The organism is Fructilactobacillus ixorae (assembly GCF_024029915.1).
GTDB classification, from domain to species: domain Bacteria; phylum Bacillota; class Bacilli; order Lactobacillales; family Lactobacillaceae; genus Fructilactobacillus; species Fructilactobacillus ixorae.
The window spans coordinates 410072-431518 of record NZ_CP097478.1 but is presented as its reverse complement, the minus strand read 5'-3'; the positions used below and the strand labels follow the sequence as shown (position 1 = coordinate 431518).

Sequence of the window (21447 nt, the reverse complement as noted above, 5' to 3'; positions counted from 1 at the left end):
GTGCCCGAGCCTCTTTCATGAATTCGTTTAAATTAATTGCGAATCTTTTTTAATAATTATATAATTTAGTTACTATGAAGAATAAGGAAAAGTTACTTAACCAAGCTTTAAAAAAAAGATTTAAGCACCTCGAGGAAAATCAGCCGGCCCCACAAAAACCCAGTGTGAAAAAAATGCTGCTTAAGGTTCTAATTGGGGCGTTTGCCCTCTGCTTTGTTGCCCTAATTGTCGGCTCGATGTTAAACTTTTAATCGGTTGATTAGGTCGGCTTCAGAATCCTTTAATTAGGAAATTTTACACTTGTTAGTTGGTTGTTATTTTAGCACTTTTGTAAATTAGACACAATTGGATGTCATTCTAACTAATGTTACGGGCTCCCATAGTAAAAGTCAGCACCAGGAAAATTCCTGGTGCTGACTTTTTAGTTAATTTACACTTATTCGTCATCTGCTTGAGCTTGCGCTGCTTGCCCTAAAATGTTCAAGTAGTTAAACGGCCGGTCAAACTGCGGCTGGAACAACATATCAACCATTGCTAAATCATCGATTGTGTTCCGGTTTTGAATCGCAACGGATAGTACGTTCGCGGACTGCGACACATCGTACATACTCGTTAACGAACCCCCAAGAATCCGCCGGGAATCTGGGTCGTATACTAACGACATTAAAACTGATTCCGTGGTTAACATAAATTCAGGCCGGTAGTTATCTTCGACCAAAACTTGGCGTGCGTTAATGCCCTGGGCTTGGGCCGCAGCCATGGTTAGCCCCGTGGAAACGTAGGTCCGATCATAGAGCATCAAGCCGGAAGACGACTGTGTCCCCATGTACTTAACCTTGTCTTCCGTGAGGTTTTCCCCAACGAGGAGTCCCTGTCGAACTGCATTCGTCGCTAACGGAATGTAGGCATTTTGGCCGGTTGGATTGTAGTGCACCGCGGCACTGTCCCCAGCAGCCAAGATGTCACGGTTCGAGGCATGCATGTATTCATCCGTGATAATCGCTCCGTTGTCCATCATTTCAACTTTACCCTTTAAGAGCCCCGTGTTCGGCCGGAACCCAATGCAGAGGATGGCAATGTCAGAATGAACCCGAGCACCCTTCGCCGTGGTAACCGTAATCCCGGCTTGTTCTTCAACAAACGAGGTCACCTTCGAACCAAGCACGAGGTTCACCCCGTGTTTTTCGTAATCGGCAGCCAAGATGTCAGTAAACTTAGCGTCAAAATACTTGTAAAGCACCCGGGTGGACCCGTCAATCAGGTTAACCTGGTAACCTTGTTTAGAATAAGCTTCGGCGAGTTCAGCCCCAATGTAACCAGAACCAATGATGGTAATGGATTTAGCTTTCGGTGCTTCATCAAAGAGCTTCTTCGCGTCGTTCCAGTTCTTACATAAGTAAACCTTATCGCTTTGAATCCCATCAATCGGTGGGACCACTGGCAGGGATCCCGTGGTCATAATTAGTTTGTCATAAGCAGTTTCACTGACTTCACCCGTTACGAGATCCTTGACCGTGACCACTTTTTGGTCCGGGTCAATTTCTGTGACCTCATGCTGCATTTGGACGTCAGCCCCGAGGTTTTCTAATTCTTCTGGACTAGAGTAAAAGAGTCCCTGTGGATCGTTATTCTTGATTTCTTTTCCAAGATATAACGCGATCCCACACGAAAGGAACGAAATGTTATCGTTCTTTTCAAAGACCGTTACTTCGGCGTTGGGATGGGTTGCTAACGTTTGTTTAATGGCAAATGTTCCTGCGTGGGTACAACCAACTACAACTACTTTCATGGATAATCCCTCTTTCAACTTAATTTTTTAACATTATTTAGCTACCAATATACCATGTTGTGAAAAAAGGTACAATGAAAACGTTTTACTTTTTGGGAAAACTTAATTAATTTAAGTAAATTAGCTACCTCAATCGGGCACTAAAGGCGTTTTCACCTACCGCAACACATCTTGAAGGGTTTTAGTAGTATGTGTAAATGGTTCACAACCAGTGGCCGTTACCCGCACACAGTCTTCAATCCGAACGCCAGCGACCCCCGGAAGATAAATGCCTGGCTCCAAAGAAAAACACATGTTTTCAGCCAGTTGCAAATCATTCCCAGCCATGATGGACGGAAATTCGTGTTCACTCATCCCAATCCCATGTCCTAAGCGGTGAATAAAGTACTCACCGTACCCGGCTTGGTCAATCACATCCCGCGCTACTTGGTCAAGTTCAGCTGCCGTAATCCCAGGTCGCACCGCCGCCTGCGCTGCTAGTTGAGCGTCTAGACACACCTGGTAAATCGTGCGCAGTTGGTCATCTAGGGAACCAACGGCCACCGTTCGACTAGCGTCACTAATGTAGCCGTTGTGCACCGTTCCAAGGTCTAACAGCACTAGCTCATGTTCCTGAATCTTAGTCAAACCGGTATCCCCGTGGGGTTGGGAAGCATGTTTCCCGGCTTGAACTAGCGTGGCAAAGCTCATTTCCATCACGCCCCGTTGCTTTAACTGGTACTCAATTTCCGCGGCAACAGCAGCTTCCGTTTTTCCGGGCGTAATCGTCTTAAAGGCCACTTCAAACGCAAAGTCGGCTTCGCGCCCGGCGGCTTCTAATTGGTCAATTTCGGCCGGCGTCTTAATTAACCGCATCCGTTCGATGGTGGGCGTTAGATCGAAACTAAATTCGGCCTGTGGAAACTGGAACTGTAAGGCCCGGAGCCGCGCAACCGTCAGCTGTTGTTGCTGAATGCCAAACCGCATGGGATTCGCGATTCGATCCCGGACGTGGCCAGCCAGCAACTCAAACGGAGCTTCATGGTCCAGATACCCGTAAACGGGGAATTGCCAGCCAGACGTTTGAATGTCTTCGACTTCGAGCGCCGGAGCAAATAAAAACGGCTCCTGATCGGGAAAGACCACGAGGGCCAGCACCCGTTCAACCGGATCACTGCCAAAACCGGTGAGGTATTGAATCGTTTCGGGGTCACTGAGATAGGCCACCTCCACGTTTTGTTGTTGCAACTGGGCTTGTAACTGCGCTAATTTTTTCATGCTAAATCCCTCCTATTTGCTCGTATCTTACCACATCTAATCTAAAAAACCATCTCGGATTGCGAGGTCCAAGATGGTGTCGTACTTATTCAATTAGACGACCGGTAACAATCAAGCGGTCCGTTTCACCAGGGTTCCCGGAGGCACAGGTCACCAAGGTCAATAACTTCTGGTTGGGAACGTCGTTTAGCACCGCAACGTCCGTTTCTGGAACGATCTTTGTGTTAATAATCCGATACCGATACGTGTGCTTTCCGTCCGTAATTTTAACCACCTGTCCCCGTTTGGCCTTTGCTAACGGCGAAAAGAGCACGTTAGGATCCTGCATGTGGTGACCAGCAAGGGCATAATTCCCCGTTCCCAGTTTTTGGTGTGGTTTCATCGTTCCCGCCCCAATCGTAAGGTTCTCAGAATTCAACCCCTTAAAAATCGGCAGATTGATCTTGACGGCTGGAATTTGAATCGACCCAATCGCATTGGTTTTGCGGGCTTTCTCACTCTCCAAAATGGCATTTTCAGAGACCGCCTGCACGTTTTTATAGTCGTAGTTTCCCTTCTGTTGCTCGCCCTTGCGCACTTCTTGGGGAGAAATCTTCGTCACCTTTTGCTGGCTTTGCCACCGAATCCAATAACTTTCCAGTTGGGAGTTAAAAATCAAGGCGAGGCCCACTAACAGTAATAAAACAATTAAAATTCGTTCCGCCCATTTGACCCAGCGACGGGACCGCATTGGTTGTGCCATTTGTTCGTCCTTTCATACAAAAACAGTCATTGTTACCAATGACTGTAACTTAATTAAGTTAATTTTAGCACATCTGCTTGATTAGTTAGCATCGTTTGGTTGGGTGGACCGAATCAGGGTCGCAATCACGAACCCCACGATAGCCACCCCGAAGAAAGTCCAGTAAACGGCGTGGAAGCCCAGTTGATTAGCAACGTGCCAGCCCGCCCCATGTTGAACGGCTCGACCCGTAAGGTTTACCAAGATCAACGTGGCTACCGCCACTCCGGTTGAACCAAGCACCTGGCGCACCGTCGTGATAACAGCCGTCCCGTGTGACACTAACTGATTCGGCAACGAGTTTGCCCCCAGGGTAACGGCTGGCATCATTACAAAGGCATTCCCACCTTCGATTAACATGGCAAGGCCAATCATTCCCCAGATGTTAAAGATTGGAACCACCGCAAGGATTCCCCAACCCACAACGATCATGGTCATTCCGACCAACATCGTTGGCTTAAAGCCAATCTTATCTGCTAAGGTTCCCGTCAAGGGATTCAGTAAACTTAACAAGGCGGCCCCGGGCACCAAGGCTATCCCTGAAACAAAGGGACTCGCCCCTAAGACCTGTTGGTAGTACAGTGGAAAAATGATGGTGACAACGATCAACGAAATGTACGAAAAGCCGGTCAAAAGCACAGCTAAATCGTAGTTAAAACTCTTCATCACCCATAAATCTAACATCGGATTGGAAACGGTTAACTGCCGCCGGACAAAGCCAGCTAACAGTAAGACCGAAAGCGCCAGAATTACTAATAAAACTGGCCAGTCTGCCCCGGGTTGTCCAACTTTGGTAATCACGTACAAGAGCCCAACTAACCCAAGGGAGTAGAATACGGAAACCCAATCCAGTTTCGAGGGAACTCGGGGCATCACGTCCCGCATGACAAACAACGAGAGAAGCAGGACGAGCGTAATCACGACCATGAAAAAGATGAATAAGCCCCGCCAGCTCGTGTAACGGAGCACAATCCCGGAGATAATCGGACCACACGCTAACGCCGAACCCATTACCAGTCCGGCCACCCCCATGATGGTTCCCCGCTTTTGTTCCGGAGTAATCTCCAGTAACACGGTCTGATACGAAGGAAACAGCACCCCTACGGCAGCAGCTTCCATAATCCGGCCGAGCATTACCATGTAAAAGTTCGGCCCCCAGAAAATAATGAGGGTTCCTAAATCAAACAGGAGTAGGGCTCCCATAAACAGTTGCTTGAAACTAATGTTGTTTAACAACCATGGGCTAATCGGCATGGTAATGCACATTACAATCATAAAGCCCGTGGTGAGCCACTGGACCGTATCGGCTGAGATCAGGAAATACTTCATCAGGGTCGGATAGGCCGTTGACAACGAGGATTGACTAATCGACATGGTGAAGGTTCCAACTAACATCGTGGCAATAAAGAGCCAGCGCGTTAGTGGTTTCATTGGAGTTGCTGCTTTCACTTGGAACACCCTTTCAAAATTAATGGTTTGCTAATAATGATTATAAACCACCGCGTGGCATAAAAAAAGAACGCATTGACGTTCTTTAATTTAAAAGTTAATGCTTCCTTGCACCCGTGGATAAGGGATCACGTCGCGGATGTTATCCATCCCCGTAACGTACATTAACAGGCGTTCAAAGCCAATTCCAAACCCAGAATGCTTGGTTCCACCATACTTACGAAGTTCCAAATACCAATCATATTCTGCTTCCGGTAACTTAAATTCCTGCATTTTAGCTCTTAAAACGGCTTCGCGTTCTTCTCGCTGACTACCACCAACTAGTTCACCAATCCGGGGTACCAGTAAATCAACGGCGGCCACCGTCTTTTCATCCGGGTTATCGCGCATGTAAAAGGCTTTGATGGCACGGGGATAATCGGTTACAAATACCGGTCGGTGAAAGACTTGTTCGGCCAGGTACTGTTCGTGTTCAGCCTTTAAATCAACGCCCCATTCCACTGGGTATTGAAAGGCAACGTCTGCCTCCTGTAGCAGTTCAATTGCCTTGGAATAGGTAATCCGGGCAAACGGTTCAGAAACCGTCTGGTGCAGGCGCGCCAACAGCTGGTCATCAACGTGGTCGTTTAAAAACTGTAAGTCGGCGTGCGCATGGTCTAACAGGTACTGCACGACAAACTGGAGTAACCCTTCGATTTCCGTAACCGTTTCCGGGAGACCCGCAAAGGCCATTTCGGGTTCAATCATCCAAAATTCCGCCGCGTGCCGCTTGGTGTGGGAATCTTCCGCCCGGAAGGTCGGGCCAAACGTATAAACGTTCCGAAAGGCCAGGGCAAAGGGTTCCACTTGAAGTTGACCACTAACCGTCAAGTTGGTTTCCTGACCAAAGAAATCCTGGCTAAAGTCCGTGTGCCCGGCTTCAGTCTTTGCCGGGTGGTCGGGATCAAGCGTTGTCACCCGAAACATCTCCCCTGCTCCTTCAGTATCACTACTTGTAATGATCGGCGTGTTCACGTACACAAAGTCGTGATGTTGCAGGTATTCATGAATGGCAAAGGCGGCTAACGACCGAATCTGAAACACCGCGTAAAAGGTGTTAGTACGGGGGCGTAAGTGCGCAATCGTCCGCAAGTACTCGAGTGAGTGTTTCTTCTTTTGCAGCGGATAATCGGGTGCCGCCACGCCTTCGATATCAACACTATCGGCGTGGAGTTCAAACGGTTGCTGGGCCTCTGGCGTTTCGACTAGTTTCCCGGTAACTTTCACCGTGGAACTAATTGGTAACTTTACCACGTCTTCAAAGTTTGCTAACCGATCTCGCTTGGCAATTACCTGCAGGTTCTTAATGTACGAACCATCGTTTACCTCAATAAACGCAATCTTTTTTGAATCCCGAATCGTCCGAATCCAGCCGGAAATGGTTACTGACTGGTCGGTGTGTTCACTAGGGCTAGCATATAAGTCTTTAACTAAAACATCCATCGTAATTCCTCCGTTACTAGGCGTCTGGTACGCCATTCTAATTCCAAACAAAAAGACCTCATCACTAGGGACGAGGTCTTCGCGGTACCACCCAAATTGTTTTTTCAATTTCGTGAAAAAACCAACTCACTTCGCAATAACGGGCGAAGACCGGGTCTGGTGCGTTTTAAACTTGAGTACTTGTTCCCGCCAGTAGGTGTTCCCCACAAGGAGTTCCATCGAGCTTCCACCATCCTCGATTCGCTGGGTAACATCCTTTGCAGTTGGTCTACCCCAGACACTTGTTGCTTTTAATATACATTAAGCACCCGATGAGTGCAATTGTGGTTTATTGCGGTTTTCGAAGTGCCACACAAGTTCCTTCTGGAACCGTAAAGTCCTTTTGTACTAAGGTTAACTTTCCAGTCTCTGCATCCCGCTGGAACAAGGTCGCATTGTCACTGTTTTGGTTAGCCACAATCAAGAACGCTTCGGTTTGGTTAAAGTTGAAGTCGCGTGGGAATTCTCCTTCGGTGGAAACCCGTTGGACTGGTTGTAACTTCCCATCTGGCTGCACCGCAAAGACGACAATGCTGTCATTTCCCCGGTTGGAAACGTACACAAACCGGTGGTCGCTAGACAGGTGAATGGCAGCGGCTCCGTTGTGGGCGGTCCAATCGGCGGGAATCGTTGACACAATTTGTTCAATTTCAAACTGAGCCGTTTCTTCGTTGTAATTCAAAACGGCCACTTCACTACTTAATTCTCCGACAAGATAGGCCTTCCCCATCTCTTCAATGTAAGTGATGTGGCGGGGACCAAAGCCAGGGGCTAAAGTTAAGCCACTAACGAGTTGCAGTTTGCCTGCTGGCGTTAAATCATACAAGAAGATTTGGTCCAGCCCCAAATCACAGACCACTAGCCGCCCATCAAACGAGATGTCCACGTAGTGGGGATGAGCCCCGTCGGCTTGTTCGGGTTTTGGTCCAACTTGACCGTGGTCATGGACCCGATCCGTAGCGGACAGTAAGCCTTGGGGAGTAATGGTGAAAATTGTTACGTCCCCGGTGTGGTAATTAGCGGTGTAAACATTTTGCCGTTTTTCATCAACCGTGATGTAGGCGGGACTACTCCCCGCTTCCACAATCTTTTCAATTTCCTTGGCCGGTAAAGTCGTCCCGTCTAAATCAAGGACGCCACCGTGAAGTTCATCATCTTCCATGACCCGTTCCACCGCATAAATCCGGTGGGCGTTGGATTCAGCCAAATAGGTCGGCGAACCGGCTTTGGCAACCAACTGTAAGTTTTGTAATGCTGGTTTTTCCGTATCCAATTCAAGTTGATAAATTCCCTGACTTTGATTCTTGGTATACGTTCCAATCAGAAATTTTTCAATCATGTCCCTGCCTCCATTTACTTTTCGTTTATTATCGCACAATCTAAAATGGTGGTAAAGGTAGCAATGACAATCTACCCAATGTGATTTTCCTTTAAGATCAACTCCACTTCCCGCTCCATTTCGGGAGTACGATGCCATTCCACAAATTCCTGAAAATCCTCGGCGGGCATCGTAAAGTGCTGGTTAATGTAATTTTCATAGTTAATGACGTGCACGGAGTGGGGAATGTTGAGTTGGAGGATACGAACCCGTTGCAACAGGTGGCGTTCAACCGCTAGTTCCGCACGACCATTTTGCACCATGTTACTAATCTCTAGATACTTACTGCCGTCAAGCCGGGTAATCTCTTCAATTAAATCTAACGTTTCATGACTTGTTTGTGTCATCGTTTACTCCTCTGGTTACCAATGGCGTTTGTGGACCGTTCGGACACCGCGCCGATCCGCACTCAACTTATTTTGTTGCTCCTTAAACTTTTGCCACGTCGTTTCCTTCCGATCGTGTTTCGTTTGTTTCGTTCGTTTCGTATACTTCATGGTTTCACCTTCTTTAACCCGAGAAAAAAAGAATTGTCTAAACAATTCTTTTTAATCATCTCACTTGTTATTCTACTGTAACACTCTTAGCAAGGTTTCTGGGTAAATCAACGTTTAAGCCCTTATTCAAACTCGTGTAGTAAGCCAAGAGCTGGGCTGGAATAACACTCAATAACGGCGTCAACAGTTCATCTACGTCCGGAATAACGAACGTGTCATCCGGACGAGCAAGACCCTGACGCACAATTGAGAGGGTCTGCGCTCCCCGTGCTGCCGTTTCCTCGAGGTTACTCCGGGTCAACCCGGCCGTCCCGGCTTGGGTAATGATCCCAATCACAGGGGTTCCCGGTTCAATCAAGGCAATCGTCCCGTGCTTCAGTTCCCCTGACGCGAAACCTTCGGCGTGCACGTACGAAATTTCTTTCAACTTCAAGGCGGCTTCTAGTGAGACCGTGTAGTCAATCCCACGACCAATGTAAAACGCTTGGTTCGCTTGAACAAAGTAATCCTGAGCAATTTGATCAATTTCGTTCTTTTCGTCCACGATACTTTGCATTCCCTGAGCCACTACGGCAAGTTGTCCCTTAAGATCAAAGGTCTGCGCGGCCGCAACCCCTTTGGCTTCCCCAACTGCCTTAGCCAAAATGGCTTCTAGGGCAATTTGGGCAGTGTAGGCCTTAGTGGAAGCCACCGAGATTTCTGGACCCGCCTCTAACAACAGGGTAAAGTCGGATTCCCGGGACAGGGTCGAATTAGCCACGTTAGTAATCGTCAAACTCGGTAGGTGTTTTTGGTTCACATTCACAAGAACCTGGCGACTGTCAGCCGTTTCCCCACTTTGCGATAAGAAAATGAAGAAGGGCTTTTCCGATAACAATGGGGTTTCGTAGGCAAATTCGGATGCCACGTGCACTTCCGTTGGAATGCCCGTCAGTTTTTCTAACTGCGCTTTGCCAACTAAGCCAGCGTGATAACTCGTTCCGGCCCCCACGATGTAAATCCGATCGGAATCCCGTAATTTTTCCACAAGTGCTGGCGTAATTACGGGTTGCCCAACTTGATCAAGGTACTTCGCTGACAACTTCCGCATTACGTTTGGTTGTTCATCAATTTCTTTTAGCATGTAGTATGGGTACGTTCCCTTGTCAGAAGCGGTGGGATCAACGCTTACTTCAAAGGTTTCCCGGTCTACTTCTGCCCCTGTTGGGTCATTAACGATAACCTCGTTCGGTCGAACCACACAAACATCCCCGTCTTGAATTTCCAAGAACGTGTGCGTAACGTTCAGCATGGCAATCGAGTCGGAGCACACGACGTTGCAGCCATCACCGAGTCCAATCAACATCGGACTCTTGTTTTTAGCAACGTAAATCGTTTCGGGGTCGTTTCGATCCATTAACATGAACGCGTACGATGAGTTTTCTAACAGTCCCAACGTTTGATTGAAGGCGTCTTTAGTACTCATCCCATCTTTGACAAACTTATCAATTAACTGGACCACCACTTCGGTATCAGTTTGGCTGTTGAAGTGAGCTCCTTGCAGGTATTCATCCTTCAATTCCTGAAAGTTTTCAATCACCCCATTGTGAACCAGGTAAAAGCGTTCGTCACTTGAAAACTGCGGGTGCGCATTTTCAATCGTCACGCCCCCGTGCGTTGCCCAGCGGGTATGACCGATGCCGGCCGTTCCCTGAACCTCAGGACTAATTTTTTTACGTAAATCAGCAATGCTCCCGGTCGTTTTCACTAGGTAGTTCGTTCCATCCGGTTGATCCACAAAAATTCCAGCCGAATCATAGCCCCGGTACTGTAATTTTTCCAGTCCACTTACTAAGATTTCGGTTGCATTTGGATTCCCGGTTACTCCAACCACTCCACACATAATCATTTCCTCATTTCAAATTGGTATAGATGTTTCATTGTTAGTTTAATTTAAGTCACATCTTTCATTGTAGTGTTTTAATTAAGCATTGTCAATTAATAACCGAAATTGGTCTATGTCCGAATCTAAAACAAGAGTGGCCCGTCTGGACCACTCTTGTTTTAGGCTTGATTAACTTGTCCAACGACCTGCGCAATCCGTTCTGCGTAGGCCTGACTTTCTGCTTCGGTCGGCGCTTCCACCATGACCCGAAGCAATGGTTCCGTCCCACTGGGGCGAACCAAAATCCGACCATTACCGTTCATTTCTGCTTCAACCTTATCAATCTCGGCTTGAACAGCGGGGGCCTCCATGGCATGCTTCTTATCAGCAACGTGGACATTCACGAGGCTTTGGGGGTATTTTTGCACCTCCGCTGCTAACTCGGAAAGCGGTTTTTGGGTGGCTTGCATGATAGCCATCAACTGCAAGCTGGTTAACATTCCGTCTCCCGTCGTATTAAAATCTAAAAAGACGATATGTCCGGACTGTTCCCCACCGAGGTTATAGCCGTTGCGATTCATCTCTTCAACGACGTACCGATCCCCGACCTGGGTCTTAACGCTATGCAATCCGTGTGCTTCCATGGCCTTGTACATCCCCAGGTTACTCATTACGGTCGTCACAATCGTATCCTGCTTCAACCGGCCGTGGTCGTCCATGTACTTACCACAAATGTACATGATTTGATCACCGTCCACGAGGTTTCCCTGTTCGTCGACCGCAATACACCGGTCTCCGTCCCCATCAAAGGCAATTCCCAGTTGAGCCCCCTCGTCAACCACTAACCGTTGCAGTTGTTCTGGATGGGTCGAGCCCACCTGATCATTAATGTTAATCCCGTTTGGCGTAGTAGCCATCGTAGTAAAATCTAACCCCAGGTCCGCATACAGCCGGGGCACTAAGGAACTAGTGGCTCCGTTAGCAGCATCCACCACTACCTTCATTCCCGTTAGGTTTTCTGGAATCGTTTGGGCCAAAAAGTGGAGGTATTTTTGCCCAGCCTCCGTATAGTTATCGGCGGTTCCTAACCCCGCCGCTGCTGGCCGGGGAAGGTCATCAACCGGATTTTCTAGCATGGCTTCAATGTCTGCTTCGATCTCATCCGAAAGCTTGTAGCCGTCACCCCCGAAGAATTTGATTCCGTTATATTCAGCTGGGTTGTGGGAAGCCGTAATCATAACTCCAGCGTCGGCTCCCTGGTCCCGCACTAAGTAGGCCACTCCCGGTGTAGTTACTACTCCCAGCCGTAAAACTTCAATTCCAACTGACAATAAACCGGCGACCAACGCCGATTCCAACATTTGCCCGGAAATCCGGGTATCCCTTGAGACTAAGACCCGCGGTTGGTGCTGTTCCCCACTGCGTTTGGTGAGGGCGTACCCTCCCGCGCGACCGGCGCGAAAGGCTAACTCGGGGGTTAACTCCTGGTTGGCAATTCCTCTAATTCCATCCGTTCCAAAATACTTCATCGTTTCTCCTTTAGTTATTCAGTTTTATTCGCTAGTTCATTGGTTTTTTCGACCACTAACTTCACCTCAGTGGTCGATGGTGAGATGATCACATTCACAGTTTTCCCCTGCGCGTCCACCGCATCAATCACGGTCGTCTGCTTGGTGGATTTTCGCAGTTCCTTTGTCAGGTTGACCTTCGCGAGGACTTGATCAATTCGCTGCATCTCATCAGCGGGACCGGTGACACTTACCTTTTGCAGGTCTTGATCGACCCGAGCCACCTTGTAGCCCGTGGCAATTTGATTTTTATCGTACTCGACTTCCACCGGAATCACCTTGGTTTCCCGTTTTTGGATGTTCACGTTAATTTTAGCGGGTTGAATGGTCGCCCTCAAATCCGAGTTCAATCCGGTTTGTTGCAGGCGAACCTGGTGCTTACCGGGACCTAACTCGCTTAAATCCGCCATAACCTTAAAATTACGGGTGTTAGCCGTCGTTGTAACTAACGCGGCCGGACCTTTCAACTGCACTTTAACCTTCGCCGGATAGCCAACCACAAAATACTTGCTGGAATTAACGTTCAACTGCAACGGGACTTCAATCTGCTTCGTCGTCGTGGAGGTGAGCTGCTGGTTGGCTTGATTATCCCGGGCGTTGGGGTTCCCCAGTTTCGCTTGGTTAACCACGAAGAACAAGCCCACGGCAATTACAAAGGAAATTAGCAGTGCAAACGCCTTGCTATCAAAAAACCGGTGCATTACTTGCCACCCCCCATGACCTTACTGAAGAAATCATGTACTTCGCCGTGCCACGTTTTCTTCGTGTTGGGCGTTAATAGCTGACTGCGTAGGTACTTCAAATAGTCTTCTTGACTCATCCCACGGAGTAATTCGTTGTTTTGGGTCAGCGAAACCTCCCCAGTTTCTTCTGATACCACAATCGTAATGGCATCGGTAACTTCCGACAACCCCACGGCCGCCCGGTGTCTGGTCCCCAGTTCCCGCGGAATCAAGTTACTATCAGAAGGAGGGAGGTAGGCATTGGCCGCCGCAATGCGGTCATCCTTAATGATCACCGCCCCATCGTGGAGTGGTGTGTTGGGAATGAAGATGTTAATCAATAGTTCACTGGATACATCGGCATCCAGTTGAATCCCCTTTTCGATCCACTCTTCCAAACCGGTTTTCATTTGGAGCGCAATCAAGGCCCCAATCCGTCGCTTTGAGAGGTATTGAATCGCTCCATCTAAGGAGTGGATCAACTTTTCCGTCCGAGCGTTTGCCTGTTGTGACTGTTTAAACACCGATCGCTGCCCCAGCTTTTCTAAGCCCCGGCGAATCTCTGGTTGAAAAATCACGATACAACCAATGACTCCCCAGTTAATGATTTGATCCAAAATCCACGAGGTCATCGTCAAACCGAGGTACCAACTCAAGACCTTAGCAATCACAAGAATCACAATTCCACGCAGTAATTGAATCGACCGGGTCCCCTTTAACAGCATAAACAGTTCGTAAATTAAAATCCACACCACTAAAATATCTAGGACGTTACTCAAATTGTGTAACGTGAGTAGATTACTCCAATTAATTCCCATTCGTTCGCGTTCCTTCCTGCGTCTTTGTAACAATTATAGCACTCCGCGATCGTCCTTTAATAGGGGGACGTCCGGAAGCTTAAACATTTTGTTAGGTTTTTTTTGTAAATTGCGGTTTAATGAAAGGAGACTAACTTGAGGTGATTTTATATGACAAATAGTAAAAAATGGCAGGTTCGCTTGTTTTTCATCGTGTGGCTGGTCTTTATCAAACTCTTCATCAAAGACTCCCTCTTTGGTTTTCTATTGTTAAACACGTTCTTAGGGTACCTGCCAATTGAAATTAGCTTTCACATTGGCAAAACCCACCAAAACGTCCTCATTTTCTGGGGGCTCACGTTACTATGGTTACTGTTTTATCCAAATGCCCCTTACATTTTAACAGACTTGTTGCATTTGTCATGGCTCCATCCGAATGATATCAACGGCATGTTGAAACTCGATGGTCACATCTGGTTTCTTTACACCTGTCTGTTAATTAGTGCCCTTACCTGCGCGTTTCTTGGGTTTTGGGGACTCATCCACGTTGCCAAGGCCATCACGGCTAAAATTCACGTCCAAATGGCCTTCACCAACTTCCTAGTAACCACCGGATTGATCTGTTTAAGTTCAATCGGGCTCTACATTGGCCGCTTTTTGCGGGTTCACACCGTGTATTTGATTACCAAACCAAAGTTTTACCTTCACATGTTTGCCAATATGTGGAATCACGAAATGATTATCTTTGTCGTTCTCATGACAATCATTCAACTCGTCATTTACTGGATCTACACCATCATCCAGGATCCGCAAGCTTAACCAAACGAAAAGTCCGCGGGTGCAACAATTTGCACCGGCGGACTTTTTTATTGAGCCCCGATAATTCGGACCTCTGGTTCTAATTTAATTCCGGTTTGAGCATCGACAGTGGCCTGAACGTGATGAATGACGTTTAAGTAATCAGTGGCCGTTGCGTGGTCGACGTTGACAATAAAGCCGGCGTGTTTCTTCGAGACTTCAGCGCCCCCCGCGCGGTAACCTTGGAGTCCCGCTTCGTGGATCAATTTCCCGGCGAAATGCCCGCGGGGCCGTTTAAAGACGCTCCCGCACGATGGATATTCCAATGGTTGTTTGGATTTACGCAGGTAGTTTAAATGATCCATTTCCTGTTGAATCAACGCTTTGACCCCGGGCCGGAGTTGAAAGGTCGCTGCGAGGACAATCGCGTGCTGGTCTTGAATCGCGCTGTGCCGGTAGCCAAAGTCCAACTGGTCGTGGGACCACACTTCAATCGTCCCGGCCTGAGTTAAAACGGTGGCAGTGGCTAACACGGAGGCGGTCTCACCACCATACGCGCCGGCGTTCATAAACACACCGCCCCCAATGCTACCGGGAATCCCAGCGGCAAACTCCAAGCCGGTGAGTCCCGCTTGTTGGGCGACCTGCGTGGTGGCGATGTAGGCTGCCCCGGCCTGGGCGTTGACTTGCGTGCCATCGAGCGTAATCTGGTTCATGGCCGTCAAAATAATGGTCAACCCCCGAATTCCGCCGTCTCTGACAATCAGATTACTGGCATTTCCGAGCACCGTCACGGGTACAGCTTGCTCCTGGGCAACCTGTACTAGGGCCTCCACTTGGGCATTCGTTTCTGGAAAAGCCAAAAAATCAGCCGGGCCGCCCGTTTTCGTCCACGAATAGTGGGCAAGGGGTTCATTTTTCAAAATTTTAAAAGCTGTAAATTTAGTGGTTAAATCAACTGTCATTACGCGTTTTCCTTTCAGTCGTCTGCCTTCATTTTACCACGCCCTTGCGGTTAAAACTATCCAAAAATGATATACTAATACCATTACTGCTTACGCCTGTAGCCATTGAAGGAGGCCCACTCATGAACTTTGTTGCCATTGATTTTGAAACCGCCACCAGTAAACGGGCCAGTGCCTGTTCAGTGGCCCTGACGGTGGTGCGTAATGATCAAGTTGTGGACGAATTTTACTCCCTCATTAATCCAGAAACAAGCTTTCACTGGCGTAACGTACAGGTGCACGGAATTCATCAGCGCGATGTTGCACAGGCGCCCACCTTTCCTGAGGTGTGGGAAATCATCAAACCCTTTTTCCGGCCCCACCGGCTCGTGATCGCCCATAATAATCGCTTTGACAATAGCGTGTTAAAAAAGAGCATCGAACGCTATGAACTGCCCGTGCCACACTACCAGACTTTAGATACCGTTAAAACTTCCCGTCAGTTCTACCCGGAGTTTCCAAACCACAAACTTAATACCGTTAGTGAACAACTCGGAATTGACTTACAGCACCATCACAACGCCCTAGCGGATAGCCAAGCCTGCGCCCAAATCCTTCTGACGGAGGCACGCCAGTTTGGCAGTTCAGCGCTACAACCCTTCATCACCAACGTTTAATTAAGCATGCAACAAAAAAACGACCACTCCACCGCCACGTCCAGTAAGGCGGTCCCTAACCCGAGGCCTTGATATGCGGACAAGACCACGATCCCGAGTTCACCCCGCTTTGGATCGGTTTCAGTAATCGTCACAAGCCCCACGAGCTGCTCTGCAACCGTCGCCACGACGATTAGGTTGGTACCCGAACTGTTGAGTTGGGTAATCGCCTCAGCTTCCTCCGCCACCGTGGGCGGGTGGTTATGCGCGTCAATCACCACAAACGCTGACTCGGTCTGCAACTGCGCTCCCAACTGCAACAACGCAGCAGCATCAGTAGCGACTGCTGCCCGTAACCGAACCTCGAAAGCTTCAGTCATGGGTTAACTCCCAACCGGATAAGCCCGTGGTAAAGCGATCTCCCTGGGGGATGAAGGTCACCGTTCGGTCGTCTGGTCCAACATCATCATGGCGCTGAAACTGAATCCGGAGGTAGTCCGCGGGTAATTCAGCAGCCGCAAACTGAGACCATTCGACAACGCTGACCCCTGGACCCGCAAAGTACTCGTCGAGCCCTAAATCAGCAGCACCCCCGGTTTCAAGCCGGTACACGTCCATGTGATAAAGTGGCAGGCGTCCGGACTGGTACTCCCGAATAATCGGAAAGCTCGGACTTTTTACGGTTTGCCGAATCCCGAGACCCCGGGCAATTCCCTTGGTAAAGGTGGTTTTCCCCGCCCCAAGATCGCCATCAAGTAGTAATACATCCCCAGCTTGCAGGTGCGGAGCGAGCCGGGCCCCCAGCTGTTCGGTTTGCGCTGCGGATGTAACTTCAATTGCTTTTGCCATTCCGCCCGCCTACTCTATAACGCCTGTGTCGCAGTGATTAGCGCCACTTTATATACATCAGTGGCGCTGCAACCCCGCGAGAGGTCTGAAACCGGTTTGTTCAATCCCTGTAGGATTGGTCCAATGGCTTCAAAGTCCCCTAGGCGTTGGGCAATCTTGTAGCCAATGTTTCCAGATTGTAAATCAGGGAAGACAAAGACCGTCGCAGAGCCAGCAACCTCAGAAGCCGGTGCCTTTGCTTTTGCAACCGCTGGAACTAAGGCCGCATCAAACTGTAATTCCCCATCTAACGGTAATTCCGGAGCTTGTTGGTGAGCTAATTCAGTGGCTTGCTGAACCTTTGCTACCGCATCACCCTTGGCCGAGCCCTTAGTGGAGAAGCTCAGCATGGCAACCCGTGGGTCGATATCAAACAAATTAGCTGTTTTCGCACTTTCGGTTGCGATTTCGGCAAGTTGTTCGGCCGTTGGCTCGATGTTAATCGCACAATCGGCAAAGATAAACCGGGCATCGTGTTTTTGCATAATGAAAGAACTACTAATTAAATTAACGTCTGGTTTTGTTTTAATAATTTGTAAGGCCGGCCGAATCGTGTCCCCCGTTGGATGAATTGCTCCAGAAACCATCCCATCAGCTTGCCCCATGTAGACCATGGTCGTCCCAAAGTAGTTAGGATCCTTGAGCCATTCTAATGCTTCCATTGCGGAAGTTTTCCCACCGCGCCGGTCCACAATGGCTTGCACCATTGCTTCGGTTTGGTCACTATCAATGTTTTGGTAGTCCAAAATTTTGATGCCATCGAGCTTCGCATTGACCTTTTGGGCCGTCTGCGCGATTTCAGCTTCTTGCCCCAACAAGATGGGTTTAGCAACCTCATCCTTTAGTAATTGATGGGCTGCCAGGATAATCCGTTCGTCATTTCCCTCGGGAAAAACAAGGTGGATGTCTTGACCTTTAACCTTTGTCTTTAAACTTTCAAATAAATCCATGGTTACCTCCTAGTTGGCCATCGTGACCTGTGCTGGTAATTGCCAATCAATGGGCGCTGCTCCCATCGCTGTCAGTGCCGCATTCGTCTTTGAAAACGGCCGGGAGCCAAAGAACCCCCGATTCGCTGACAGGGGACTGGGATGTGCGGATTGAATGACCACGTTCGTCGTTTGATCAATCAACTTAATTTTATTGCGAGCTGACCGCCCCCATAGGATAAACACTACGGGTTCCGGTCGTTCGGACAACTTAGCAATTGCATAATCAGTCAGTTGTTCCCAACCATGCCCTTGGTGTGAGTAGGCCTGGCCGTCTCTGACCGTTAAGACCGCATTTAAGAGTAACACGCCCTGGTCAGCCCAGTGCTTTAAATAACCATGCTGAACTGGTTTAATTCCCAGGTCGTGCTCAAGTTCCTTATAGATGTTTCTCAACGACGGGGGCACCGCCACGTTCGGTTCCACCGCAAAACTCAATCCAATCGCCTGGTGCGGGCCATGATACGGATCTTGTCCCAGAATGACCACCTTGGTAGCCGAAAACGGCGTCCATTCGAAGGCCTGAAAGATCCGCTGCATCGCCGGATAGACGGTGTGCGTTTGGTATTCAGACACTAAAAAGCGCCGTAACTCCTGGTAGTACGGTTTTTCAAACTCTGGTTTTAAAATGGGCCACCAATCATTATCAATGAACCTTTTCATTTCCAAGCCTCCCTTCAGCGCTCACCCCCATTATAACAAAAAAAGAACGGTTCCCCGTCCTTTAATAATGTTTCATTACACGTTCAATTTGGCGTTGCTGATCACGCCGTTTAATGGTTTCCCGTTTATCGTACGTGTGTTTTCCTTTGGCAACTCCAATTAAGACCTTGGCAAAGTTATGCTTTAAATAAACCTTTAACGGCACGATCGTCACCCCTTTGGTCTGAACGGCCGCACTCAATTGTTTAATTTCACGCTTGTGCAGTAATAATTTGCGGGTCCGCAACGGATCGTGATTAAACTGGTTTCCTTCCGTGTACTCATTAATGTGCACGTTCATGAGGAAGGCTTCCCCGTTGCGAACCGAAACAAAGCCGTCCTTGAGGTTAATGCGTCGTTCCCGAACCGATTTAATCTCCGTTCCCGTCAGGGCGAGCCCCGCTTCATAGGTTTGCTCAATAAAATAATCATGACGAGCCTTCCGATTCGTGGCCATCACGTTATCGTGATTGGGCTTTTGTTTCGTATGCGCCATTCTCATTCCATCCTTAGTTTATTTCCGTTTTTGAATTGTAAATTGATGCTTGTGATCCTTAGCGTGAGCGCCCTTGTTAGCAGCCTTAGGCGCATGTGATCCCCGTGCCGACTGCTTTTTAAAGTCCTTGCGGTGCGTCCGTTTGGGTAGCAATTCACTCGTCGGCGTTGCTTCTGGATTAACGATTTCAAAATCAACCGTACTCTGATCGACGTCAACCACGACACACTTAACCCGCACGTCCTGACCAATCTTAAAGGTCCGTTTCGTATTGCGTCCCACAAGCGCCATGTACTTTTCCACGTACTCATAGTAATCATCGGTCATTCGACTAATGTGGACCAAGCCCTCAACCGTATTCGGGAGCTCAATAAAGGCCCCAAACTTCAGCACGGAACTAACCACTCCGTCGAATTCTTCCCCAATCTTATTACTCATGTACTCGGCCTTCATCATGGCGTCTACGTCCCGTTCAGTATCAACCGCCCGGCGTTCCGTTTCTGATGAGTGAATGGCCACGTCACTAACCACGTTCGCGTAAGTCTGCTTCGTAACGTTATTGATTCCATTGTCTTCATAGTAATGAATCAAGCGGTGAATGAACATGTCCGGATACCGCCGGATGGGTGAGGTGAAGTGGGTGTAGTAATCGGCCCCTAATCCAAAGTGCCCAACGCACTTCTCGTTATACTTCGCCTGTTGCATACTCCGTAGCAACATCACAGAAACCACCGCTTCTTCCGGGGTTCCTTCTACCTTCGACAGGATATTTTGCAAAGTCTTTGGTTGCAGGTGGTCAGGATCAGCTTTGACGTTAATCCCAAAGGCAGTCAGGAACTCAAAGAAGTCCTTGATCCGGGTCGGATCCGGATTCTCATGAATTCGATAGATGAACGGCACCTTCGCCTTGTGATAGGTTTCTGCCACCGTTTCATTGGCCGCCAACATAAAGGATTCAATCAAACGTTCGGCCGTGCCCCGCGTCCGGACTTGAATGTCAATGGGGTGACCGGCTTCATCAACAATAATCTTGGCTTCATCATCCGCAAAGTCGATGGCGCCCCGTCGACGCCGGGCTTTATACAGGATCTGGTGCAGTTCGTTCATGGTTTCAAACATCGGGACTAAGCCCGCGTAGTGTGCCCGGGTTTCTGGATCGTGATTTTCCAAGATTTCGTTCACAGCATTGTAGGTCATCCGAGCGGTCGACCGCATCACACTCGGATGAATCCGCGATTTAATTACCTTACCCCGGGGCGTAATTTCCATGTCACAACTCATGCAGAGCCGCAATTCACCCTCATTTAAAGAACAAATCCCGTTGGACAACCGCCGGGGGAGCATCGGAATCACCCGATCCGTCAGGTAAACCGACGTTCCACGCGTGTAGGCTTCTTGGTCTAGCAGACTGCCCTGCTTAACGTAGTGACTAACGTCCGCAATGTGGACCCCTAAGTGGTAATTCCCGTTCGGTAACTTCCATGCCGTAACCGCGTCATCCAAGTCCTTGGATTCTTCCGCATCAATCGTCACCAAGTCTTGGTCCGTAATGTCTTCTCGTCCCACCGTTTCTTCTGGGAGGACGTGATCTGGAATCGCATCTGCGGCTTCCAGCACGTCCGCTGGGAATTGAGACGGCACGTCGTTGGCGTACACGATTTGGAGGATGTCAATCCCGGGATCGTCCACACTTCCGATGATCTGTTTGGCTACCCCGACCATATAATCAGGATGCTTAGCATTGGGATACTCCGTAATGTCGGCCGTCACCACTTCTCCGGGGGTCGGGTGGAGTCCCGCATCGGTCACGTAAAATTTCATCCCGGTTAACTTCTTGTCACGGAGTTTAACCTGACCTAAATACCCCTGGTCATCAGCAGTCGTGAAAAATTCCCCGACCACGTGGTCGTAGTGGTGTTCTAAAATATCGACCACTTTTCCTTGGGGTCCCCGATCCGAATTTTTCTGGGCCGGACGAGTAATTTGCATCACAACTCGGTCAAGGTTCATCGCATTAATCGTGTCATCAGGAGCGATAAAGGCATCTGAAAGTTGTTCGTCGTACGCCACAAAGCCAAATCCCTTGGGATTCGAGTGAAAGACCCCTTCGTGGGTGAGATCACTCGGGTTAATTTTAAAGTTCCCGTCATTTGTAACCACTACGACCCGATCACGTTCCAATTCTGCCAGTTCTTGGACAATCAGCTTAAACGCTGCTGAGCCATGGTACTTTAATTCATCCGCAATTTTTTCTACGTCAAAGCTGACGTTTGGATGATTGCGGAGCACATCCGCAATTTCTTGTTTTAGTTTATTATCTTGCACGTTAGTTTCCTCTTTTTTCTAGTTCA

22 protein-coding genes are annotated in these 21447 nt (G+C 48.7%); 3 read left to right on the top strand and 19 right to left on the bottom strand.

Annotation, left to right across the window (positions count from 1 at the left end; translation table 11 throughout):
- The first annotated feature begins 74 nt into the window (after positions 1–74).
- Positions 75–251 carry a hypothetical protein gene (locus M8332_RS02075; RefSeq protein WP_252780528.1) on the top strand — a complete coding sequence of 59 codons (177 nt, stop codon included), beginning with the start codon at positions 75–77 and terminating at the stop codon, positions 249–251.
- A gap of 185 nt (positions 252–436) precedes the next feature.
- Here M8332_RS02075 and M8332_RS02070 read toward each other — a convergent pair whose 3' ends face one another.
- The 12 genes from M8332_RS02070 to cdaA all read right to left on the bottom strand — a co-directional run bounded on the left by M8332_RS02070 (position 437) and on the right by cdaA (position 13644).
- Positions 437–1789: an FAD-dependent oxidoreductase gene (locus tag M8332_RS02070; protein WP_252780527.1), complete on the bottom strand. Its 1353-nt coding sequence runs from the start codon at positions 1787–1789 to the stop codon at positions 437–439.
- A 156-nt stretch (positions 1790–1945) separates the two neighbouring features.
- The gene (locus M8332_RS02065; RefSeq protein ID WP_252780525.1) at positions 1946–3046 is read right to left on the bottom strand and encodes a M24 family metallopeptidase; all 1101 of its coding nucleotides are present in this window, start codon (positions 3044–3046) and stop codon (positions 1946–1948) included.
- An 85-nt stretch (positions 3047–3131) separates the two neighbouring features.
- The gene (locus tag M8332_RS02060) at positions 3132–3788 is read right to left on the bottom strand and encodes a class A sortase (RefSeq protein ID WP_252780524.1); all 657 of its coding nucleotides are present in this window, start codon (positions 3786–3788) and stop codon (positions 3132–3134) included.
- A gap of 81 nt (positions 3789–3869) precedes the next feature.
- Positions 3870–5258 (bottom strand): MFS transporter, encoded by a 1389-nt coding sequence (locus M8332_RS02055; RefSeq protein WP_252780782.1) that lies wholly within the window; start codon positions 5256–5258, stop codon positions 3870–3872.
- Between the two features lie 108 nt (positions 5259–5366).
- The gene (gene asnS, locus M8332_RS02050; protein ID WP_252780781.1) at positions 5367–6758 is read right to left on the bottom strand and encodes an asparagine--tRNA ligase; all 1392 of its coding nucleotides are present in this window, start codon (positions 6756–6758) and stop codon (positions 5367–5369) included.
- Between the two features lie 328 nt (positions 6759–7086).
- Positions 7087–8136 carry a lactonase family protein gene (locus M8332_RS02045; protein WP_252780522.1) on the bottom strand — a complete coding sequence of 350 codons (1050 nt, stop codon included), beginning with the start codon at positions 8134–8136 and terminating at the stop codon, positions 7087–7089.
- A gap of 71 nt (positions 8137–8207) precedes the next feature.
- Entirely contained in the window at positions 8208–8522 is a 315-nt protein-coding gene (locus M8332_RS02040; protein WP_252780521.1) for a hypothetical protein, read from the bottom strand.
- 15 nt (positions 8523–8537) lie between these two features.
- A complete protein-coding gene (locus M8332_RS07190; RefSeq protein WP_274706353.1) occupies positions 8538–8672 on the bottom strand; it encodes a hypothetical protein in 135 nt (44 codons plus the stop codon).
- Positions 8673–8739: 67 nt separating this feature from the next.
- Positions 8740–10554, bottom strand: a complete 1815-nt coding sequence (gene glmS, locus M8332_RS02035) for a glutamine--fructose-6-phosphate transaminase (isomerizing) (RefSeq protein ID WP_252780520.1) — start codon at positions 10552–10554, stop codon at positions 8740–8742.
- A 161-nt stretch (positions 10555–10715) separates the two neighbouring features.
- The gene (gene glmM / locus M8332_RS02030) at positions 10716–12065 is read right to left on the bottom strand and encodes a phosphoglucosamine mutase (RefSeq protein ID WP_252780519.1); all 1350 of its coding nucleotides are present in this window, start codon (positions 12063–12065) and stop codon (positions 10716–10718) included.
- Between the two features lie 14 nt (positions 12066–12079).
- Positions 12080–12805: a CdaR family protein gene (locus M8332_RS02025; protein ID WP_252780518.1), complete on the bottom strand. Its 726-nt coding sequence runs from the start codon at positions 12803–12805 to the stop codon at positions 12080–12082.
- Positions 12805–13644 carry a diadenylate cyclase CdaA gene (gene cdaA / locus M8332_RS02020; protein WP_289847027.1) on the bottom strand — a complete coding sequence of 280 codons (840 nt, stop codon included), beginning with the start codon at positions 13642–13644 and terminating at the stop codon, positions 12805–12807. Before cdaA ends, M8332_RS02025 begins: the two co-directional genes overlap by 1 nt.
- Before the next feature lie 150 nt (positions 13645–13794).
- Between cdaA and M8332_RS02015 the strand changes: the two genes are divergently transcribed.
- A complete protein-coding gene (locus M8332_RS02015) occupies positions 13795–14442 on the top strand; it encodes a DUF1361 domain-containing protein (protein WP_252780517.1) in 648 nt (215 codons plus the stop codon).
- A 47-nt stretch (positions 14443–14489) separates the two neighbouring features.
- Here M8332_RS02015 and murB read toward each other — a convergent pair whose 3' ends face one another.
- Positions 14490–15386 carry a UDP-N-acetylmuramate dehydrogenase gene (murB, locus tag M8332_RS02010; protein ID WP_252780516.1) on the bottom strand — a complete coding sequence of 299 codons (897 nt, stop codon included), beginning with the start codon at positions 15384–15386 and terminating at the stop codon, positions 14490–14492.
- 122 nt (positions 15387–15508) lie between these two features.
- On the opposite strand from murB, the gene M8332_RS02005 reads away from it, so the two are divergent.
- Complete coding sequence (locus M8332_RS02005) at positions 15509–16042, top strand: 3'-5' exonuclease (protein ID WP_252780515.1); 534 nt, start codon at positions 15509–15511, stop codon at positions 16040–16042.
- Here the strand turns inward: M8332_RS02005 and M8332_RS02000 are convergent.
- The 6 genes from M8332_RS02000 to rnr form a co-directional block, all read right to left on the bottom strand.
- Positions 16039–16401 carry a GNAT family N-acetyltransferase gene (locus M8332_RS02000; RefSeq protein WP_252780514.1) on the bottom strand — a complete coding sequence of 121 codons (363 nt, stop codon included), beginning with the start codon at positions 16399–16401 and terminating at the stop codon, positions 16039–16041. The genes M8332_RS02005 and M8332_RS02000 overlap by 4 nt on opposite strands.
- Entirely contained in the window at positions 16394–16870 is a 477-nt protein-coding gene (gene tsaE / locus M8332_RS01995; RefSeq protein ID WP_252780513.1) for a tRNA (adenosine(37)-N6)-threonylcarbamoyltransferase complex ATPase subunit type 1 TsaE, read from the bottom strand. The genes M8332_RS02000 and tsaE overlap by 8 nt, the downstream gene beginning before the upstream one ends.
- Positions 16871–16884: 14 nt before the next feature.
- Positions 16885–17859, bottom strand: a complete 975-nt coding sequence (gene pta, locus M8332_RS01990) for a phosphate acetyltransferase (RefSeq protein WP_252780512.1) — start codon at positions 17857–17859, stop codon at positions 16885–16887.
- A gap of 9 nt (positions 17860–17868) precedes the next feature.
- Positions 17869–18561 (bottom strand): uracil-DNA glycosylase, encoded by a 693-nt coding sequence (locus M8332_RS01985; RefSeq protein WP_252780510.1) that lies wholly within the window; start codon positions 18559–18561, stop codon positions 17869–17871.
- A 61-nt stretch (positions 18562–18622) separates the two neighbouring features.
- Entirely contained in the window at positions 18623–19096 is a 474-nt protein-coding gene (gene smpB / locus M8332_RS01980) for an SsrA-binding protein SmpB (RefSeq protein WP_252780509.1), read from the bottom strand.
- 18 nt (positions 19097–19114) lie between these two features.
- Positions 19115–21421 (bottom strand): ribonuclease R, encoded by a 2307-nt coding sequence (gene rnr, locus M8332_RS01975; RefSeq protein WP_252780507.1) that lies wholly within the window; start codon positions 21419–21421, stop codon positions 19115–19117.
- Positions 21422–21447 lie beyond the last annotated feature (26 nt).

Excerpts from the sequence above, each read along its gene's own strand:
- M8332_RS02075 (WP_252780528.1), top strand. The coding sequence starts at position 75 with ATGAAGAATAAGGAAAAGTTACTTAACCAAGCTTTAAAAAAAAGATTT.
- M8332_RS02070 (WP_252780527.1), bottom strand. The coding sequence starts at position 1,789 with ATGAAAGTAGTTGTAGTTGGTTGTACCCACGCAGGAACATTTGCCATT.
- M8332_RS02065 (WP_252780525.1), bottom strand. The coding sequence starts at position 3,046 with ATGAAAAAATTAGCGCAGTTACAAGCCCAGTTGCAACAACAAAACGTG.
- M8332_RS02060 (WP_252780524.1), bottom strand. The coding sequence starts at position 3,788 with ATGGCACAACCAATGCGGTCCCGTCGCTGGGTCAAATGGGCGGAACGA.
- M8332_RS02055 (WP_252780782.1), bottom strand. The coding sequence starts at position 5,258 with ATGAAACCACTAACGCGCTGGCTCTTTATTGCCACGATGTTAGTTGGA.
- asnS (WP_252780781.1), bottom strand. The coding sequence starts at position 6,758 with ATGGATGTTTTAGTTAAAGACTTATATGCTAGCCCTAGTGAACACACC.
- M8332_RS02045 (WP_252780522.1), bottom strand. The coding sequence starts at position 8,136 with ATGATTGAAAAATTTCTGATTGGAACGTATACCAAGAATCAAAGTCAG.
- M8332_RS02040 (WP_252780521.1), bottom strand. The coding sequence starts at position 8,522 with ATGACACAAACAAGTCATGAAACGTTAGATTTAATTGAAGAGATTACC.
- M8332_RS07190 (WP_274706353.1), bottom strand. The coding sequence starts at position 8,672 with ATGAAGTATACGAAACGAACGAAACAAACGAAACACGATCGGAAGGAA.
- glmS (WP_252780520.1), bottom strand. The coding sequence starts at position 10,554 with ATGTGTGGAGTGGTTGGAGTAACCGGGAATCCAAATGCAACCGAAATC.
- glmM (WP_252780519.1), bottom strand. The coding sequence starts at position 12,065 with ATGAAGTATTTTGGAACGGATGGAATTAGAGGAATTGCCAACCAGGAG.
- M8332_RS02025 (WP_252780518.1), bottom strand. The coding sequence starts at position 12,805 with ATGCACCGGTTTTTTGATAGCAAGGCGTTTGCACTGCTAATTTCCTTT.
- cdaA (WP_289847027.1), bottom strand. The coding sequence starts at position 13,644 with ATGGGAATTAATTGGAGTAATCTACTCACGTTACACAATTTGAGTAAC.
- M8332_RS02015 (WP_252780517.1), top strand. The coding sequence starts at position 13,795 with ATGACAAATAGTAAAAAATGGCAGGTTCGCTTGTTTTTCATCGTGTGG.
- murB (WP_252780516.1), bottom strand. The coding sequence starts at position 15,386 with ATGACAGTTGATTTAACCACTAAATTTACAGCTTTTAAAATTTTGAAA.
- M8332_RS02005 (WP_252780515.1), top strand. The coding sequence starts at position 15,509 with ATGAACTTTGTTGCCATTGATTTTGAAACCGCCACCAGTAAACGGGCC.
- M8332_RS02000 (WP_252780514.1), bottom strand. The coding sequence starts at position 16,401 with ATGACTGAAGCTTTCGAGGTTCGGTTACGGGCAGCAGTCGCTACTGAT.
- tsaE (WP_252780513.1), bottom strand. The coding sequence starts at position 16,870 with ATGGCAAAAGCAATTGAAGTTACATCCGCAGCGCAAACCGAACAGCTG.
- pta (WP_252780512.1), bottom strand. The coding sequence starts at position 17,859 with ATGGATTTATTTGAAAGTTTAAAGACAAAGGTTAAAGGTCAAGACATC.
- M8332_RS01985 (WP_252780510.1), bottom strand. The coding sequence starts at position 18,561 with ATGAAAAGGTTCATTGATAATGATTGGTGGCCCATTTTAAAACCAGAG.
- smpB (WP_252780509.1), bottom strand. The coding sequence starts at position 19,096 with ATGGCGCATACGAAACAAAAGCCCAATCACGATAACGTGATGGCCACG.